Here is a 17,862-nt window from a genome sequence, read left to right as displayed (position 1 = left end):
GAGAGGGGGGCGGAACAAGACGGGAGCAGGTTCGCGCACGGTGCCCTCGTTGGGATGGCTCTCCTGCTCGTCGATGGCAGTACTCGAGGTCCGGCTGATGGGGGCAGCGGCTCCGTCGGAGCCCAACCCGGGGGCGGTGCGCCACGGTGCGCTGGAGGACGGTGCGGGACGGGACCGGATCGGCATCACACCCACCGCCCTGCGCGGTGCCGCCGAGACGGTGGTGCCATGACGGACTTCCTCCATAAAAATAGATCAGATCGCCAGCAGAATCTAGAATACAAGACGACACCACGTCACTATCCGCTCAGCGCGACGGCTGGTCAACCGATCGTGTGCGAGATCCGGTTCCTAAGCCGCGGGTGGGCGCCCCGGCTGGGATCTGGCGCTGGGCGCAGCTAGCGTCACAGCGCCCCGTGCCACGCCCACGGAGGCGGCGTGTTCGTGCGGAGGTGACTGGTGCCAGACGAGCCTCGCCTCAGCGGCGCGCCGCGGACGCTGGCCGAGAAGCTGAACCACCTCGCTCGCCCGCCCGGTAGCGCCCGCGCTCTCTACCTCGACGAAATCGTCGAGGGGATCGAAGCTGCGGGCGGACAGGTCTCGCGCGCCACGCTGAACACGATGATGCGAGGACGCAACACCAACCCACGCCGAAGCACCATCGAAGCCTTGGCCACCTACTTCAAGGTTTCGGTCTCCTACCTGCTCGACGACCCGCATCCCGTCCTCACCGACGGCGAACACGAGATGCTCGCGAAGCTGCGGGATCCCGACCTCGCCGCACTGGTCGGCGGCATCAGTGAGCTGCGCCCCGAGACTCGTAAGTCTCTCGCCCGGATCGTCGACGACCTGCGGCAGATGCAGAACAGCGAACAGGCTCACCGCTCCTCCTGAACGGCCGCGATGCGTGCTTGGAGTGCCTGATGGGCCGTGAGCGCCGACTCGAGTGCCTCCGCGGCGAGACTCAGCAACCGTTCGGTGCTCTCGCCCCCTGGCTCAGCGCCGCCGGTACCTTTCGCGTCGAACGTCTGTTGAATCGAGGTCAGCGCGTGGATGGCTGCGCTGGACAGCGATGTCAGTTCCCGCTCCAGCCTGCTGATCAGGGCTGCCGGCCGGGCGTCATGCTGGGACGTCGTCTCTCCCCGAGGGGCGGGGGGACCAGAGCAATCCGGGTAGTGACGGACTACAGCACTTGGCTGGTACATAGCCTCTCCGTCCTGGGCCTGCTTCTGTGCCGGTTGGGTCGCAACCGGGGCGTCGGTCCGAGAGGAGACTCGCGTCGTGGAGGTGAAAGTTCCCGCGTTGCAAGACTTTTCGAGCCGAGCCGAGCCGAGCCGAGCCGAGGCGAGGCGACGCTGCGAGGCGCTCTGCCCATCCAGTGCTGACCTGCGGGCCAGCCGTCAATGACGCTGTCCCGACCTCGCCGGCCTGACGAGGTCTGCCTCAGCTCTTGGGAGCGCGCCTGGGAGGGGCGGATCGAGAGGAGACCCGCGCGGCGGTGTCAAAGTTCCTGGCAGAGCAGACTCGCTCCGGAGGTGTCCGCGGAGGGAGGGGCACGAACCCGCGAAGGCCTCGCTGGGGTGCCCGTGAGCACGCAGCGCCAGCGGTAGCGTGCGTCCAGTCCGCTGCTGTCACCCTGGGGCGAGCACATCCAGGCGCTGCGCGCCCGAGCGAGAAGACATACCCCCGCGACGACGAGAAGGCGCCCTGTGGACTGGCCGGACGATGACCGCCTCCCCGCGATACACACATTTGTCTACTCCGGGATCCGCTTCGATCCGGAGACTGGCATCGCGGAGTTCGATTTCGTCCACGAGGGTAGTTCCCAGCGGTTGTGCTTCACTGAGGGTGTCAAGTTCCCGCTGCCCGAGGGCGGTGTCGGCGACACTGAGTTGACGGCGTTTCGTCGGGTATTGGAACTACTCTATATAGCTGTCGGCACTTTCTACTACAAAGTATCGGCACCGCCGCAGGTGTCGATCACTGCAATGCCGCTTGCCCCGGCGGCCGCAGCCTGGGCTCAGCAGCTTTACCGCGAAGGCCTCGCGGAATACGCACACCGTCATCAGTTGGAGCACGTGCTGGATCTGCCTGTGCGCTCCCAGTACCGGGACCCGGTCGACCGGTTGCACAATCTGGGGGGCAGCGGTCGCACACCCCTGGTCGGGTTCAGCGGTGGAAAGGACTCGGTCGTGGCGCTCGAGGTCCTCAAGTCCGGCGGTCTCAACCCGGCAGCATTTACGACCGACCGTCGAGTCAAACCACAGCTCGAACCCTTGATGAGAAGAGCGCAGGTCAGGCTGTTGCGGGTCCGGCCGCGCCCGGACCCACAGCTGAAACAGCTGATGCGGCACACGGCGCTCCTTCGGGGACATGCGCCGCTGACTGCGATGACGTCGCTGGTCGGAACCGCAGTTGCAGCACTGCATGGACTCGGGCCCGCGGTGCTGGCCAACGAACGTTCGGCCGACGAGCCGAACCTGGTCTGGCGCGGCCGCGAGGTGAACCACCAGTGGGCGAAATCCGCCGTAGCAGAACAGGCACTCGACCGTGCTCTTCGCGAGCACACGGGAGTCGCCTCGGGCTGCTTCTCGCTCCTGCGTGGAATGGGCGAGCTAGAAATTTGCCGGATGTTCGCGGCGCTCGACGGTTACGACGAGCTGTTCAGCAGCTGCAACGTCGTGGTCCGGTCCACGGATCCGCACAGGACCGAGCGTTGGTGTCTGGATTGTGCGAAATGCCGGTGGGTCTTCTTGGCGTTGGCGGCGGTCATGCCCCGATCGCGGCTCGTCCAGATCTTCCAGCGAGATCTCCTGGACGACCGAGCGCAGATCGCCGGATATCGAGAACTGCTCGGGTTGGACGGACACAAACCGCTCGAGTGTGTAGGCGAGATCGCGGAGGCCCGCATCGCGCTACGCCAGCTTGCCGAGGACCAGCAGTGGCGGGACACGGCCGTGCTGAACGAGCTCGCGGCTCAGATCCCACCAGTGCCTTCCGACCAGAGGGAAAGAGCGTGGCGGGTCGACCGGGTCGGGACGGTGCCGGAGGCCTACCAGGCCGCGCTCGACCGCTGGTCGTCGCCGACCATGTCGGCGTCCGCGCACGGGGGTTCGTAGGACTCGTCCGGAGAGACGTAGGCGTCCCAGGCCTGCGGGGTCAAAGTATCGGGGGTGGCGGCGCAGACCCGGCGGATCGCTTCATGAACGTCGAGGTTGAACAACAGCACGGTCTGGTCGCGTGCGCCGCTGGCAAGAATCGACGGAGTGGCCGGCGAGAAGGCGGCGGAATAGACGTTGTCGGTGTGCCCACCCAATGGGTTTCCGATCGCGGTGGGCCGGACCGGGTCGGCGACGTTCCACAGGGCCACGGTGCTGTCATGGCTGGCCGCGGCCAGGGTGGTGCCATCACGGCTCCACGACACCTCCCCGAGAACGTTGCGCTGCGCGGTCAGTGGCGGGCCCTGCGCTCGTGCTGATGCCGGGTCGGTGGTGTCCCAGAGCCGGACGGTGTGGTCGAAACCGGCGCTGGCCAGCCGCGTGCCGTCGGGACTGAAGGCCAGCCCATAGATGTTGTCGGTATGCCCAACCAATGGGGCACCGACAGCACGGGCCCGGGTGGGGTCGCTGGTATTCCAGAGCCGGACCTGACCGTCGTGTCCCGCCGTGGCCAGGGTGCGCCCGTCCGGGCTGAAATCGAGGGCGGCGACGATCTCGCCGCGGGTGCCGGCCAACGAGACATTCAGCGGCATGGGCCGCGTCGGATCGGTGAGATCGAACAGCCGGGTGGCACCATCCGCCCCGCCTACGGCGAGGGTGCGCCCATCGGGGCTGATCGCCTGGCCGCCGACCTCCACGGGTAGAACAAGGTCCGGCCCCAGCTGGGTGGGCTGACGTGGGTCTTGCATGCTCCACGCTCGGATGGTGCGCCCGCCGCTGCTGACAAGCACGTCGTCGTCGCGTCCGGCGAAATCGACGTTGAACCCGCGGGCGCGAAGAGCACCGCCCTGCGACAAGGGAGGACCCACCGGGGCAGGCGAGCTTGGATCGGTGGTGTCCCACAGATAGATCGAGTTGTTGTCCAGGTTCCCAACCGCCAACATCCCGCCGTCGTCGCGGAACGCCAGATCCACCGCGGTGCCCGAGCTGGCGGTCAGCCGGGTCTGCGGCAGCGACCACACCCGGATGATCCCGTCACCACTCCCGGCGATCAGCTTGTTCCCGTCCGGGCTGAACTGGACCGAACCGATGCCGCGGCCGCTGTCGGTGCGCAGGGGCTGCCCGAGCGGGATCGGACCAGTGGGGTCAGCGATGTTCCACAACGTCACGCTGCTGTCCGACGAGGCCGCCGCCAGAGTGGTGCCGTCCGGGCTGATAGCGGCCGCGAGAATGGATGAAGCGCGGTCGACGGACGGCTGTGCGATCAGTCGGGGCCGGGCCGGATCCGAGGTGTCCCACAGCCGCAGGGCGCCGGCCACGCCACCGGCGGCCAGGACGTCCCCGTCGGGGCTGATCGCGACGGCCTGGGTCCGGGGCGTGCCGCCGTCCAGTGCCGGCAGTGGGACCGGGCGGGCGGGGTCGGTGATGTTCCACCGGGCGACCGTGCCTCCGTCCCCCGCGGCCGTCAGAGTAGTTCCGTCCGGGCTGACCACCAGACCGCTTCCGTAGACCTTCGTGCTCGCTCCGGGGAGCCGTACACCGAGGTCGACCGGACGGGCGGGGTTGGTGATGTTCCAGAGACCCAGGACACCATCCTCATCCAATGCGATCAGCAGCTTGCCGTCCGGGCTGACCGCCAGAGCGTTGATCCCCGCTGGGCCGCTCGGCAACTCCGGGGTCAGCGCTGTTGGGCGGCGCGGGTCGGCGACGCTCCATGCCTGCAGCACGCTCTGATCTGACCTCGCGTTGTCCACGCTGCTGATAACGACCGGGCGGCCGGGAACTACCGCGAGCCCGGTCACCGGTCCGGACACCGGGAGTGTGCTCGTGGGCTGGTGTGTCCCCGCCTGATCGGCGACCCACATCCGGATGGTGCCGTCATCGCTGCCGCTGACCACCGTAGAGCCCGCGATCACCGCGCGCGCCACACCGCTGTGGCCGCGCAGCGGGTGTGCCAGCGGCTGGTTCTGGGTGTCGAGCAGCGTGGTGTAGAGCGCTGGGTCGGGTTGCCGCTGGTAGGCCGCGAGGTAGAGCTGTGCGGCCATCGAGGGGTCGGTCGGTTGCAAGGCCTTCGCGTGGGCTTTGACCTCGGCGAGGATGGCGCGCTGCTGAGACTGGTACCTAGTCACGGCCTGATGGCCGGCGATGACGGCCAACGCGGCGATGACTGCGACGACAGCGGTCACCGCCCCGCGGACCCGATGGCGGCGCCGTGCGAATCGGCGCTCCTGCTCATCGGCGGCGGCGAGGAACTCACGCGTGATACCGGTGACGCTCACCGCGCCGGAGGCTGAGCGGGTGGTGACCCGGTGGGCGTCGCTGAGCAGGGTGCCCCGATACAACTGTTCGTCGGGCCTGCCTGCCCCATCCCAGATCCGCGCCGACCGATCGATCGCTTGTCGACGCACGTGGTCGGTGCGCTCGGAATCGATCGCGTCCCGTAGCAGCGGCCACGCCCGCCACAATGCTTCGTGCGTGATCTGCACGGTGTCCTCACCGACGGTGATCAGCCGCGCTGCCGCCAGGACATCCAGCGCCTGGGCGGTGGGGCCCTCGAGTGGGACGACGTCGTGCCGATCCAGCCTCTGGTGGGTGTCCTGGCTGTGGTGGTCTCCGACCCGCACCATTCGCACGAGTAGCGCCAGGGCGGTGTCGCCGACCCCAGCGGCCTGCAGGCGTTCCCACGCCTGGGTGGCGGTGTGCGCGACCGCGCCGTCGAGGCCGCCGACCCGCTCGTAGGCGCGGACGGTCATCGGGCCGGACTGGTTCATCAAGGCAAGTACGTGGGAGATCAGCGGCAGCTGCCCGTCGACGGTTCCGCCGCTGATCACACCCGAGTCGGCAAGGAGCCGAGTGACCAGGTCGTTCCCGATCGTGATCCCGGCACGTCGGGCGGGCTCCTTGATCGCCTCGCTCAGCTCGTCACTGGTGAGCGGGTCGAGGTTGAAGGGGGCGTCGAGCGCAGATTTCAGCGGCGCGAGGCGCCGCAGGTCCGGATAGAAATCGTTCCGGCAGGCGATGAGGACCACGGCGGCCGGTCCGGCCGGCACCGCTGGGGTGGTCGAGTCGGCGCGCGGTGTGGCCGCGTCGACGAGGGCGGTCACGAACCGCTGCCGACGATCCTCGTCGACGGTGAAGACCTCCTCGAACTGGTCGACCACCAGGAACATCGGACGACCAGCGGCCGAGGCCTCGGTGTCCACGACCGGCGAGGAGGAGTGGCCGGGCGGGCCAAACGCCTCGGCGAGGGCGGCGAGCGGATCCGGCCCAGGGGTGATCACCGCAGCAGGCCAGTCTGCGGCCTCGGGAACGGAGTCCAACCCCTGCCGCTCCAGAGCGGGGAGCAACCCGGCGGCGAGCAGGCTGCTCTTCCCGATCCCGGACGGGCCGAGCACGACGAGCACCCCGGGCGCGCGCGAGCGGAACATGGCATCGATGCGGGTGCGCAGCGACTCGATGGCCGGCCCACGCCCGAAGAAGCGCTTAGCATCGTGGCGGCCGTATGGCGCCAGGCCCTGATACACGATCTGCGGTTGCTGACCGTTGCCGGCATCTACTCGGCCGGACTCGGCGAGGGCGCGCTCGTAGGCGCCTCGCCACCACCCCGCCCGCAGCAACGTCTCCCGCACCTGGCGCGGCGGATTCCTACTGTGCTCCCGCACGCCCACAACCATCAGTTCCAACTGACGGAACCCGGTCGGCAGCGTGGTGCCGCTCAGCCAGCGGCTGATAGTAGGCCTCGAGGGCGCCTCGGCATCACCGATCTGGGCCGCCCAGTCCGCCAAGGTACGCGCCGACGCAGGCCGGGATCCTGGCACTCGTCTCAGCTCGTCGAGGTGCGCAACGAACCATTCCGGTGCCGCCATCAGCTCCCTCTCAGTGAGCGCCGTGATCGTCTCAGTGAACATCCAGATCGCCCGTGCTGACCTGGTCGTTCGCCCGGCTGGACCGGATGAGGGGGCCATCTACGTCACCGGGTTGCGACGCTCGGACCACGTCCGGGGGGATCATCGTATAGACCGAGGTGCCAGCTGATGTTCGACTGCACGAGCCCGACCGCGTCGGCTCAGAGCATTGATCTCCCCGAAGGATCGATCCCGCTCGCTCGACACGGACTCGCACGGGCAGCGCCCCGGCCCATGACGGACACGTCCACCGCCGAGGCTGCCGGACCGAGCCGTACCCCCGGCGCACGGGACGACGCACTCGACCCGCTCTCCGATGCCGGACTGCTGCGCGCCCACCTGGACGGCGACCCGCAGTCGTTCAACGAGCTGATCCGGCGCCACCGCACCCTGCTCCGTATCGTCGCCCTCCGGGTCCTGGAGAATCATCACGACGCCGATGACGCTGTGCAGGACGGTCTACTACGCGCCTTCCGCAGCGCCGACACCTACGCCGGGCGCAGCTCGGTCGGAGCCTGGCTTCGCACGATCATCGAGAACACCGCCCGCACCGCCGCTCGCACCCGGCAACGCGACCAACGCCGCGTCACCGACATCTCCACCAGCCGCCTTGCCGACACCGAACAGGTCGGTGCCGACCCCGCAGACGTGGTCACAGACCGGGCCCTTATCGCCATGGCGTTGGCCCAGATCCCCACCCCGTGGCGCCGGACCTTCGAGCTGATCAAGGTCAATGGGCTCTCTTACGCGGAAACTGCCGAGGTCCTCGGCGTGCCCATCGGGACCGTCCGCAGCCGCATCAACCGGGCCAACGCCGCGCGAGCACAACTCCGTGCGAAAGAACGCGAAGCTCGCGGGAACCTTTTAGACTCCTCCGCAAGTCTCCTCTACTGACCAGCGCATCGGAGCGGCTGTGACCACACCGCCCGAAGACCGCAACTCCCCGGCACCGCTCAGCTGGGAGGACCTGGCGGATCTGCGCGCCGGGACACTCACCGCTGGACAAGAGGAACGGCTACGCATCGTGATGGACCGCAACCCTGACCTCGCTCACCGCATGCTGGCCGAACTCGCCGCAGTAGAGACCGAGTTTCCAGACCCGCCCAATGCGAACGACCCACTCCACGTGCCGCCCCAGGTGGCCGCCCGATGGCAATCGGCGATCGCGCGAGAGGCCGAACGCCGAGCCAACGGGTACCGCGCCGACCTCGAGGACTCGCACGACATGGCGGACCGGGTGGGTATGCCCGAACCGGCACCGGAGGTCCACTACCGCGAGGAGCCCGGGGACGACCAGGGCTGAGCACTCCCCCAACCACTTCGCTCGGCAGGGGGCCGCGTGTGGCCTTTCAAGGTTTCAGAAGCGTCGACGCCCCCATCCGGTGGGGCTCGCGGCCTGCCGCCCCGGGGCGCGGTAGTCCGGTCGCCGTTACGGCTTGGTGGACTCGCGACTCCCGCAGCGAAGTACTCGTTGACCGGGCATCGACGGTGCGGGCGGAGCAGAGGCAGGCGGCGGAGGCGGCTGACGCGCGACAGCCTGCGGCCAGGTGGCGCCATCGGGCGGTAGAACTACCGTCGGCCTCTCCGAGACTCGGGAGTGGACCAGATGAGGGGGGCAGGGTGGTGGCGCAAGGGGACTCCGCGGGCTCGCGATCTCTGGCGGACAAGCTGAACTACCTGTTCAGCACGCTGGAGTCGCAAGGTCGGCCCACCACTCTCGACGAGGTGGTCGCGGGTATCCAGGCCTCCGGCGGATCGGTGTCGCGCGCGACGCTCAACCACCTGCGCCTCGGGCGCACCACCAACCCGTCGAAGGCAACCCTGGAGGACATCGCCCGGTTCTTCCAGGTGCCGGTCAGCTACCTGCTCGACGACCCCTACGCCCAGGTCAGCGCCGAGGAACTCGAGGTGCTGCAGGTCGTGCGGCAGGCAGACATCGCCGACCTCGTCCGGGCCATCGGTCACCTCCGGCCGGCGACCCGCCGAGCGCTGGAGCAGGTCGTCGCTGATCTGCGGGCCATGCCGACTCCCGGACCCACGGACCGCCCCTGACCCGGCTCCTCATCCGGCAGTGGGACTCGCGACCAGCCGCGACGGATGACGGTAGTTCGGGCGCTGTTCCGGCGTCGCTGCGGCGTCGGGACCCACCGCGAAGTACTCGTTGACCAGCAGCGGAGCCGTCGCCGCGGAGGCGACCCTGTCCTGGCCGGTCCGGCCGTCGAGGACCAGCGGTCCGGCGTCGGTGTAGCCGTAGACCATGCCGTGCCAGGCGGTGGTGACCGTCGGTGGGACCCGTCCCGAGTCGCGGGTGATCCGCCACAGCTCGACGCCGGCGGCGTCGAACCCGAGGACGGCGTCGGTCCCGATGTAGGGGGCGAGCGAGCAGATCGTGAGGGCCTGGTCGTCGGAGCGGCAGGACCAGCCCGGCTGGCCGTTGAGCGGACTGTCGACCGGTCGCCCGGTCGCGATCTCCACGACCTGACTGCCTCCGGCCGGGCGTGACAGGCTGCTCAGGTCGACCAGCATCCGAGCTCGGCCGACCGGCCACACCGCGCTGCCCGTGAGCCCGGCCCAGCGGGTGCTGCCGTCGCCGATGCTCAGGCCGCGCAGTTCACGCTCGACGAGGTCGCGGACCTCGACGGCGACGGTGCTCTCGCCGACGAGCACAGCAGCGACGCCGGGCGCGGACCATCGCAGGGTTCCCCCTGCCAGGTCGACCGCGGCGGTGTGGGCGGTGGCGGAGGTCGATGCGCTCACGATGGCCGTGGTCCCGACCACGCCGGCGACCGAGACCGTGAAGCCCGTCAGCGACTCCTCGAGCCACTCGGGAGGCAGAGGGACGGTGATGGAGGACAGAGTGCGGGCGGTGCCCGGATCCGCGGCGACCAGCTCGATGCCACGGCGGGCCGGGGTGGTGCCCTGGCCGGGCTGCTCGACCGGCCAGGCCGCCAGGACCCGACGGCCCTCGGGCAGGTCTGCCAACACCGGGGCGCCGAGCACCGGCGGGGCACCGATCGCGGTCGGCCGGGACACATCCAGTCCGCTGAACAGCGGGGCCCGGGGGAAGCCGCCCACGATCGCCTCACCCGAGGTCAGGTCGACCCGGGTCAGGCCGGCATCGGACAACGACCAGCCGTAGACGCCGTCGAGGACCTGCGGGGCCGGGAGCCCGGTGTCCCCGCCGAGGGACAACGCGGCGGGCCCGAACGCCGTCGGGGGATCGAACGCCTGCCTGGCAGGCGGGGGCGGCGCCCCGGGGGCGTCGACGGGGGATGGGGCCGTGCACCCGACGAGGAGCAGCGCCGCGGCCGCGCCGGCGACCGCGGCTGCGACACGACGCCGCTGATCAGCGCGTGAACAGGTTGCTGCCCAGGTAGATCTGCCAGTCGGCGTCTTCAAGCCCGTGCCCCCCGGATCGCAGGTGATAGCTCATCCCCGGGCCGCGGAAGCCCTTCCCCGTGGCCGGCGGCCAGCTGGCGGAGGACAAGCCGGTCTCCCCGAGCCCGTAGAGCTCATAGACCGGGGCAGCACCGAGGTAGGACAGGAACTCGCCCTGCGGGTCGGCGTTGCCGTCGTCGGCGGCCGAGGCGACCACGACCCGGCCCGGCGCGATCAGCGCGAGCAGCTCGTTCTGGTCCACCGGCAGGGCATCGGCGTTGCCGTCGAAACGCTTGTAGGTCTCAGGGAACCAGTGCGGGAACTGGGAGTTGATCGCCGAGATCGACTCGCCCGAGGAGTCGCGGCGGGCGAGCTTCGCCCCGGTGGAGCCAGAGTTGTTCGAGATGACCACCGGGAACCGCGGGTCCTGGGCGCCGGCCCACAGCGCGGCCTTCCCACCGCGGGAGTGTCCGATCACCGCGACCTTGCTCGGGTCGATGTCCGGGTCGGTCTGCAGGTAGTCCATCGCTCGGCTGGCGCCCCACGCCCACGCACTGATCGTGCGACCCGCGTCGGCCGGGAGATCCTGTCCGGCGGGGTAGAACGCGTTGATCACACCGTTGCGGTAGGAGCCCGCGTCGTCGGGGGCGACTTCCTCGGCGTTGAGCGCGGCCAGGGCATAGCCGTCACCGGTGATCGTCGAGACCGGGGCGTAGCCCCCCGAACCCGGGTCGTCTCCCACCGAGCCCCGGTGGTCGATCAGCAGGAACGTGCCCTTCGGCTTGCCCGACGACGGGGTGAACAGCCGCAGGGTGAAGCTCGCCGTGCCCTCGGGCCCGGTCACCGTGATCGTGACCTTCTTGGCCGACCCGCCGCCCCCGCTGCTGTCCTCGGAGAACGTCGTCTTCGTTGGTGCGGGCAGCGAGGAGCCGTAGACGTTGTCCTGGAAGGCCTCGAGCAGCTGCGGGCGGCGCTGCTGCTCCCACTGGCGCACGCTGGTGACACGACCACCCGAGTCCAGAGCGAGCGGATCCGGGACCTCCAGGCCGCCCAGCGGGATCGCCGCCCGCACAGCCGCGGTGGCCACGGCCGGGGTCCGCTCGACGCCGACTGTCGCCGATCGCGTCACCGCGATCTCGGACTCCTCGGCGGGGAGCACGGCCACGAGCAACGCGACAGCCCCGGCGACCACGCCTATCGGCACACGCCGGCGGCGAGACCCAGCCCTCATCCGACCGTCCATTCGTTGATACGAAGAAGCGTAGACGATCCAATCGGATGGATCTAGGACGCGAGTGTTCGTTGTCGCGTATCACTTGCGGCAGCGCCCCCGCATCAGCCGCCGTCTCGCTCTACAACCTGCGGTGCTGACTACGACCGACCGACCGACCGGCACGGCAGGTGACGACTGGCGTCCCAGGAGGCAATCGGGACCGCCAGCCGTCGTCCCCGAGCGCGCCCGGTTGACCAGCAGCGCGGGCCATGGTCCGGGCGTCGTGGTCTCATCGCCGGCGGGGGTGGCGCCGCCGGAACGTGGATGTGACCACGACTGCGTCCTTTCGAGCCAGCTCGTTCATGAGCGCTATGCCGACGTGGCCCGGTACAACCTCGCTACCGCGGCCGAATGACAGCGGCAGCCCGGCGGCCGGTCCCACCTGCACGGCGTTGTGCGTGCGGCGCAGGTTTCGTTCGGCGGCCACGACGTGCTGGTGCGGCGCCTGGATCGCGCAGACGATCTCGGCGCCACCGGCGAGATGGCTCATGACGCGGGCTCGGTCCCCATGTCCGTACTTGAGGAGCGGGCCTAGCTCGGGATGGTTGAAACTGACCAGATAGAGCAGCTGGGGGCGATTCGCGCGTGCACGGTGGGTTCGCGAGCCGGGTTCGGGCTCGCACGTGGCGCACTCGGGGAGCCGGCGGACATTCTGCAGAACGCCGCAGGCGTCATGACGGCTCCATATGCCGTGGCTTTCTGCGTCCCCGGTCGGTCCCCACGGCATACCGATGAGGTCTCCGGCCACGATCGTCCAGCCGGGTCGTTCGAAGAGAAGGAGCTCTTCGTCGAGGTCTAGGACGGAGAACAGCTCAAACGCCTGGACGTCATCGATCCAGTCGCTCGGACTAAGTTGGAAAACCTCGCGCAGGTCTGCGATCTGCTCGGGGTCGAGTTGTGCGCGCAGCTCGTCGGCGAGGCCGTCGAGGACTGCGTCGGTCAGGGTGGTCCGCTCGTCCAGGCAGATGTGACAACGGGTCCGCCATCCCGGCCGGCACGCACGGCGCCCTGCGCAGAGGCGGCATCGCCAGATCTGGATCGGCTTACCGTCGGGTCGGTCCTGCTCAAGCTCCATCATCTGCCTGGCGATCTCGGCGCATGGGTGGCACGAGTTCATCCAGGCCACGGCCGGGACCCGACCTGAGACACCCGTGGGCACACCGAGATCGACACCGCAGTTCGCACACTGCTTGTTCATCCCTAGCCCACCTCGATCTCGGTAGCCGAAACACGCGGACCGTCCCGCGCCGTGCGTGCGCGCGAACGCTTATTCAGCGCACCAGGCTGCTAGGCCGTTAGCACCACTCATCAGGATTGAGGAGCCGGCCAGGCTGCCACGAAGCGCTCGTAGGTCACGCACGCCGCGAGCGGCATGACAGGTCGCACCTCACTCTTGCGATACATCGTCGCAAGAGTCAGCTGCGGACCCGTATCGCAGAGCAAGATCATCCGTTTCATCCGGTACACCATGAATCGACCGGAAGGACACCATGCGCGCTCTACTCCTCCCCGCCCTGCTCATCGTCGTCGGGACCGTGACCGGATGCGGGGGAAACGAGACCGCCACCCCCACCACCGTGACTGTGACGGCACCGCCCCCGGCCGCTGCGTCCCCGTCGGCGACAACTGCACCGGTGCGGGACCTCGAGATCCCCGACGTCGACGGCAAGAACGGCGCCATCGCACTCGACGAGCTTGAGCGGGCGGGGTTCACCAACGTGCAGGCCGGGTCGGCCGACGAGCAGGACACCGTGGTGCTCAACGCTGCGAACTGGAAGGTCGTCTCCATCGAGCCCAGCGCCGGCGAGACGATCCCGTCGGACTCCACCGTCGTCCTCACGATGACCAAGCAGTAGCCGGAGACACAGGCATGACCCCGCCCTGGGCCCAGGAACCCACGCCACGGAAACAGCCCATTGGCTTGCTACCGAAGGTGCTTTTCGGCGCTACCGCACTACTAGCGCTGTTCGTGGTCGTCGTCGGCGTGATGGCGTATCGAGGGGAGTCCTCGTCGTCACCTCGCAGAACCACGAATGATGCGGCGTCGACCACCCCGCTGGAGTGCCCCCTCCCACGAGGCGAGAACGGGACCGCATGGCAGAACTGCACCGAGCGGGAGATTGCGGCAATGAGTTGGTGCGGAGTCGACATCACCGGGCTGACCCCGTGGCGGCCGGCCGTCGGTGGCACGACGACGTTCATCAGCGGCTACAACGGCGGGCCCGGTGCGTCAGTCAACTTCCAGTACAGCGCGGTCTCTGGGGCAGCTCAAGTTGTTTGCGGGAGCCGCGCTGTGCAGCTCAGCCCCACCGATATGAGGGCCTTGACCAGCCCCGGTCCGCCGGAGAACATCCCGGCCAGCCTCCGCTGAGCCAGCCGGGCGGAGTGCGCCCTCCCCGAGCACGTCAGTCTTCCGGATCCGACAGTGCGGCTCCGGGCCATCGACGATGCACCATCGGGGCCCGCGCCCAACCGCCCCACAGTTCAAGAGGCGACCGGCAGGACCTGGCGTGGAGTCGAGCTGGGCCGCCGCGACGATCGACGGCGACAGCGACCACCGGTGGAGCTTTGCTCGGTCCTATCTGACCAAAGCGTATGAGCCGTAATCACGTCGACCGTTCTGGCCGGTGAAGACAGATTCCGTCGATAGCTGAAGCGACTATGTCATTCGCTGTAGCATGCGTATCCATCTGACTAAAGGACTAGCGTGACCTTGCAGAACAGCCCCAACTGCTCCAACCTGTTGAGGTCCCGGCTTCGTCGCGCTCGAATTCAGTGGTCCGGAACAAGCGCTACTTCGGTGTTGAGCATCGCGATGCTCGCGGTCGCTGTTATGGCAGGATGCAGCGACGGAGGTAACCAGGGCCCGGCTCGCACCATCACCGGAAGCTTGGTCCTCGACGGCTCGAACACCAACACCGGAGTGGTGCACTCCTACGCCGAGGGCGGACAAGAAGAATGTGTCGCGACCGGCGAGTACGACGACGTCAAATTCAAGACACCGGTGACGCTGCGTGACGCAGAAGGCCGCCTCTTGGGAGTCAGTAACCTCGGCATGGGATTTACCCCTGGGAGTGCCAGCTGCCGCTTCGGGTGGGCCTTTACTAACGTGCCGGACTCCGAGTTCTACACCTTCGAGATCGGCACAAGTGGCCGCAAGCTGCCGTTTTCTCGGGACCAGCTCACCGTCGGTGGAAGTACAGGTGACATCGCCAACATCGAGTTCGCGCTCTAAGCGTTCTTCTGACTTGAGGCTCGTCACCTAGTTACTGTTCCGGCTCCCCAGGGGACGCAGACGGCCGTGGCCTCGCGCGCTCGTTGTCGAACGCTCGTTGTGCCTGCCAGATGGCGTGGTCGAGCGACCACGCCGTGCAACCCATGATCTGCGCGGCCTCAGTCAGCACTGAGCGAGCCTGGGCCGGCGAGACTCGACGGGCAAGGACGCCGACGCTGCTGAGCCACCGGAGGACCATGCGGTCGGGTTTGATCGTGTCGTCGTCGCCGAGAAGCATCCAGAGGTAGCCGAGGCGTACGTCGGAGTCGCCGTTCCCGGGGACCTGGCGCAGCCGGCTGGTGAGCTCGGCCAGGCGCGGCTCGTCGTCGAAGAGCGCGGGTATGTCGGCGTACCGCTCGACGGAGGAGTCGACCAGCGCCTCGGCGTACTGCAGGGCGGCCTCCGCTTTCAGGATGCCGCTTCGCGTGCTCGTGCGCTGGAGGTTCTCAAGAGTGTCGTGTGCGAAGGCCTCAACGCCTGCATGCCGCACTGACTGTACGAACTCGCTGAGAGGCTGCTCCCAGTAAGCGCTGGAGTTGGCATCAACCAGCGCTGGGATCTGTGCTGCCGTTGCGTATCGTCGACAGGTCGCCGCCGTGGTCGAATAGCGTGCGCTGATGGAGAAGACAGCATCGAGGACGCAGAGACTGACGTGCGCCCAACGCTGGGTGCGCGGCACGATCTCAAGGCCGCTGGCGGCTGCGGCCACGGTCTGGGCATCGCGGTTCACCGGCTGAGCGTCAAACTGCGAGCAGGAAATTCGTTCAACAAACGTGCACCCCAACGGTAGGCCCGGCCCTGGTCCTTACGGCGCTAACGCATCACGTCATCGCGCAGGGTGCTGGCCTGCTCTTGCGTGATGAGGCCCTGGGCCAGTAGCGCGGCGATCCGTTCAAGTTTGCTGATGCGGTCGGATTCGGTGTTGGCGCCGATATCTGTAGTGGGAATGGCCTCCTGCCTCTGGAGTTGATCCGCGGTGGCGTTGATCCGGCCGGCGATGGAGCGCGGCGACGCGAGCTGGTCGGGGTTGATGGCGATGTCGACCGACCATTCGGGGTGGCTGATGGTGACGGTAGCGGTGCGGTTGTCGTGTTCCTGCTTCTTCTGGAACGCCAGCCCCGGGATCAGCGCGGTGCCGGGGAGAACCGAGCCGACCATCATGCGGGTCAGGGTCGGCCGGTGGGAGACCATGACGTTTCCGTCGAGTTGGACCGCGGCAGAGACGAAGGGGTCCATCCGATGTACCCGGATGCCGTGCAGGATCCGGTCGCTGAAGACGGTGACCCCCTCGCCGCGGGTCGCCTCGATGGTTCCGAGCAGGGTCGCTCCGCGGCGGATGAGACCTTTGCCGTGGTCACGGTCGATCTGCTGCCGGAGCCATTGGCGGACTTCGGTCCGTGAGAGCAAGGGTGCCCGGCCAGCCAGGTTCATCACGTCGCGCAGGAAGCCTTCCTCGTGGGTGATGTCGCCGGCTTCTGCGGCGGCTGCTGCCGAGGACAGCAGGCGTCGTGCGTCATCGTGGACGAGCGCAACTCGAGGTGGCGTCGCAGCGCTCCCCGTCCCAGGGGTCAGACCCCGCCGGCGTGCGGCGGCGATGACCTCTGCAGGACCAGGTCTGGCCATCAGACGGGACAGCGCTGCGTTGACCGCTTCGTCGTCCTGGCGGTGCAACATCTGGGTGAGGAAGACGTCCTCACCGGTCTTGGTGAGCACGCGCAGGCGGGGGGTGCTACCGGGGTACTTGCGCAGGTTGTACTCGGCGATGTCGTCGACCAGTACGTGGCGCTTGAGGTACTTGCGGCCTTGATCGGTGGTGTCTCCGACCACGATGCGGACGTTGGTGATTGCGACGAAGTTCGCCAGTGGCCGCATGCTGTTCGCGCGGAACACCGCCCGTACGAGCTCGCCCTCCGGGGCCGCGTCGCGAATGTGGAACAGCACCTCGGCTGAGATCTTCTCTGCCTTGTGTCCCAGAACCGGGCTGTCACCGGTGTCGTCGTCCTCCGCCCGAACACTGGGCCCCGACCGCTCGTGCGGCTCGGTTGCGGTCTCCCTCATCTCTGTGGGATCACCCACCGGATTGCCCGCGGGGGGTTCTTCCGGGGTGTCGTCCCAGAACTGCCATCCCGGTGGCGCAGGTCCCCACCGGGGGTCGGGCTGCCAACCGGACGGTGGAACCCAGCCGTGCGGCGGCGCCGGCCAAGTCGGCGGAGCCACCCAGCGACGATGCCCGTCACGATCAGCCATGTTGCCTACAACATCGCACCGGAGCCCTGATCGCAAATGGTCCTCGACCTCCCCCGGGGTAGGTTCTCTGCGCGTCGACGTGGGGACCCAGCGCCGTGATCGGGGCCCCAGACACTGTTGCAACCGAGCCACTAGAACCTGGCCTCCACGCAGTGGTGACCTACGGTTCGCCAGCAGTCACTGCCGATGGAGGCGGACCGGGTGTGTAGCCCTCCCGGGATCAGCTGGGGCGGACGTCGTCAGCTCCCGGCGATGACGATGCGGGTGCCCTCTGGGGCGGGGTGTCCAGGTCGGTCACCCGGACCCCGTCGAGGTGGATACGGCCCGCGGCGAAGTGCTCCGCGATCGCGTCCTCACCTAGCAGCGCGAGCTGGCCTCGCGCGGTCGGGCCGGTCCCCGAGGAACCGCGACCCGCGCGCGACCACATGATCTTGCAGTTCGTCGCTAATCTCCCTAATTGGTGTCACCGTGTCGAGTGAACACCCAAGGGGGAGTGATCATGCAGCCACGGTGGGAGCAGCACCCTCACCCCCAGGCGGTCCCGCCGACCGAGTGGGTCACGGCCCCGATTCCCATCTCGAATCCCTGGCCGCAGGGCCCGCCCTTGACGCCGAGCTGGGCAAGCCC

At 68.4% G+C, this 17,862-nt stretch carries 14 protein-coding genes; 8 read left to right on the top strand and 6 right to left on the bottom strand.

Features of this window, described 5'->3' with window-relative positions:
* The first annotated feature begins 73 nt into the window (after positions 1–73).
* The 3 genes from ATL51_RS27900 (at position 74) to ATL51_RS01125 (ending at position 3,119) form a co-directional block, all read left to right on the top strand.
* A complete protein-coding gene (locus ATL51_RS27900) occupies positions 74–232 on the top strand; it encodes a hypothetical protein (protein WP_157818178.1) in 159 nt (52 codons plus the stop codon).
* Between the two features lie 227 nt (positions 233–459).
* The gene (locus tag ATL51_RS01135; protein ID WP_100877332.1) at positions 460–894 is read left to right on the top strand and encodes a hypothetical protein; all 435 of its coding nucleotides are present in this window, start codon (positions 460–462) and stop codon (positions 892–894) included.
* Positions 895–1,709: 815 nt separating this feature from the next.
* Positions 1,710–3,119, top strand: coding sequence for a hypothetical protein (locus tag ATL51_RS01125; protein WP_100877330.1), 1,410 nt, complete (start codon positions 1,710–1,712; stop codon positions 3,117–3,119).
* On the opposite strand, the gene ATL51_RS01120 is transcribed toward ATL51_RS01125, so the two are convergent.
* On the bottom strand, positions 3,053–7,066 hold the full coding sequence (locus ATL51_RS01120; RefSeq protein ID WP_100877329.1) for an nSTAND1 domain-containing NTPase: 4,014 nt from the start codon (positions 7,064–7,066) through the stop codon (positions 3,053–3,055). The genes ATL51_RS01125 and ATL51_RS01120 overlap by 67 nt on opposite strands.
* A gap of 231 nt (positions 7,067–7,297) precedes the next feature.
* Between ATL51_RS01120 and ATL51_RS01115 the strand changes: the two genes are divergently transcribed.
* The 3 genes from ATL51_RS01115 to ATL51_RS01105 all read left to right on the top strand — a co-directional run bounded on the left by ATL51_RS01115 (position 7,298) and on the right by ATL51_RS01105 (position 9,115).
* Positions 7,298–7,957 carry an RNA polymerase sigma factor gene (locus tag ATL51_RS01115; protein WP_157818177.1) on the top strand — a complete coding sequence of 220 codons (660 nt, stop codon included), beginning with the start codon at positions 7,298–7,300 and terminating at the stop codon, positions 7,955–7,957.
* A 19-nt stretch (positions 7,958–7,976) separates the two neighbouring features.
* On the top strand, positions 7,977–8,366 hold the full coding sequence (locus ATL51_RS01110) for a hypothetical protein (RefSeq protein ID WP_100877327.1): 390 nt from the start codon (positions 7,977–7,979) through the stop codon (positions 8,364–8,366).
* A 320-nt stretch (positions 8,367–8,686) separates the two neighbouring features.
* Complete coding sequence (locus ATL51_RS01105) at positions 8,687–9,115, top strand: helix-turn-helix domain-containing protein (RefSeq protein WP_157818176.1); 429 nt, start codon at positions 8,687–8,689, stop codon at positions 9,113–9,115.
* Positions 9,116–9,124: 9 nt separating this feature from the next.
* Here ATL51_RS01105 and ATL51_RS01100 read toward each other — a convergent pair whose 3' ends face one another.
* From ATL51_RS01100 to ATL51_RS01090, 3 genes are all read right to left on the bottom strand, one after another.
* The gene (locus ATL51_RS01100; RefSeq protein ID WP_100877325.1) at positions 9,125–10,255 is read right to left on the bottom strand and encodes a hypothetical protein; all 1,131 of its coding nucleotides are present in this window, start codon (positions 10,253–10,255) and stop codon (positions 9,125–9,127) included.
* A 154-nt stretch (positions 10,256–10,409) separates the two neighbouring features.
* Positions 10,410–11,633, bottom strand: a complete 1,224-nt coding sequence (locus tag ATL51_RS01095) for a dienelactone hydrolase family protein (protein ID WP_226369787.1) — start codon at positions 11,631–11,633, stop codon at positions 10,410–10,412.
* A gap of 310 nt (positions 11,634–11,943) precedes the next feature.
* Positions 11,944–12,912: a hypothetical protein gene (locus ATL51_RS01090; RefSeq protein WP_157818174.1), complete on the bottom strand. Its 969-nt coding sequence runs from the start codon at positions 12,910–12,912 to the stop codon at positions 11,944–11,946.
* Between the two features lie 436 nt (positions 12,913–13,348).
* On the opposite strand from ATL51_RS01090, the gene ATL51_RS27895 reads away from it, so the two are divergent.
* Both ATL51_RS27895 and ATL51_RS01080 read left to right on the top strand, forming a co-directional pair.
* Positions 13,349–13,570 carry a PASTA domain-containing protein gene (locus ATL51_RS27895; RefSeq protein WP_157818173.1) on the top strand — a complete coding sequence of 74 codons (222 nt, stop codon included), beginning with the start codon at positions 13,349–13,351 and terminating at the stop codon, positions 13,568–13,570.
* Between the two features lie 851 nt (positions 13,571–14,421).
* A complete protein-coding gene (locus ATL51_RS01080) occupies positions 14,422–14,949 on the top strand; it encodes a hypothetical protein (protein ID WP_157818172.1) in 528 nt (175 codons plus the stop codon).
* Positions 14,950–14,980: 31 nt separating this feature from the next.
* Here ATL51_RS01080 and ATL51_RS01075 read toward each other — a convergent pair whose 3' ends face one another.
* Both ATL51_RS01075 and ATL51_RS01070 read right to left on the bottom strand, forming a co-directional pair.
* Positions 14,981–15,718, bottom strand: a complete 738-nt coding sequence (locus ATL51_RS01075; protein ID WP_100877321.1) for a hypothetical protein — start codon at positions 15,716–15,718, stop codon at positions 14,981–14,983.
* A gap of 83 nt (positions 15,719–15,801) precedes the next feature.
* Positions 15,802–17,046 carry a hypothetical protein gene (locus ATL51_RS01070; RefSeq protein WP_157818171.1) on the bottom strand — a complete coding sequence of 415 codons (1,245 nt, stop codon included), beginning with the start codon at positions 17,044–17,046 and terminating at the stop codon, positions 15,802–15,804.
* Between the last annotated feature and the right edge of the window lie 816 nt (positions 17,047–17,862).

Source organism: Pseudonocardia alni, assembly GCF_002813375.1.
Lineage (GTDB): Bacteria > Actinomycetota > Actinomycetes > Mycobacteriales > Pseudonocardiaceae > Pseudonocardia > Pseudonocardia alni.
The sequence above is the reverse complement of the archived record's forward strand: the minus strand, read 5'-3'. Positions and strand labels throughout refer to the sequence as shown.

Coding starts and splice junctions, on each gene's coding strand:
- ATL51_RS27900 (WP_157818178.1), top strand. CDS start 74: ATGGCAGTACTCGAGGTCCGGCTGATGGGGGCAGCGGCTCCGTCGGAG.
- ATL51_RS01120 (WP_100877329.1), bottom strand. CDS start 7,066: ATGTTCACTGAGACGATCACGGCGCTCACTGAGAGGGAGCTGATGGCG.
- ATL51_RS01115 (WP_157818177.1), top strand. CDS start 7,298: ATGACGGACACGTCCACCGCCGAGGCTGCCGGACCGAGCCGTACCCCC.
- ATL51_RS01090 (WP_157818174.1), bottom strand. CDS start 12,912: ATGAACAAGCAGTGTGCGAACTGCGGTGTCGATCTCGGTGTGCCCACG.
- ATL51_RS01070 (WP_157818171.1), bottom strand. CDS start 17,046: ATGAGGGAGACCGCAACCGAGCCGCACGAGCGGTCGGGGCCCAGTGTT.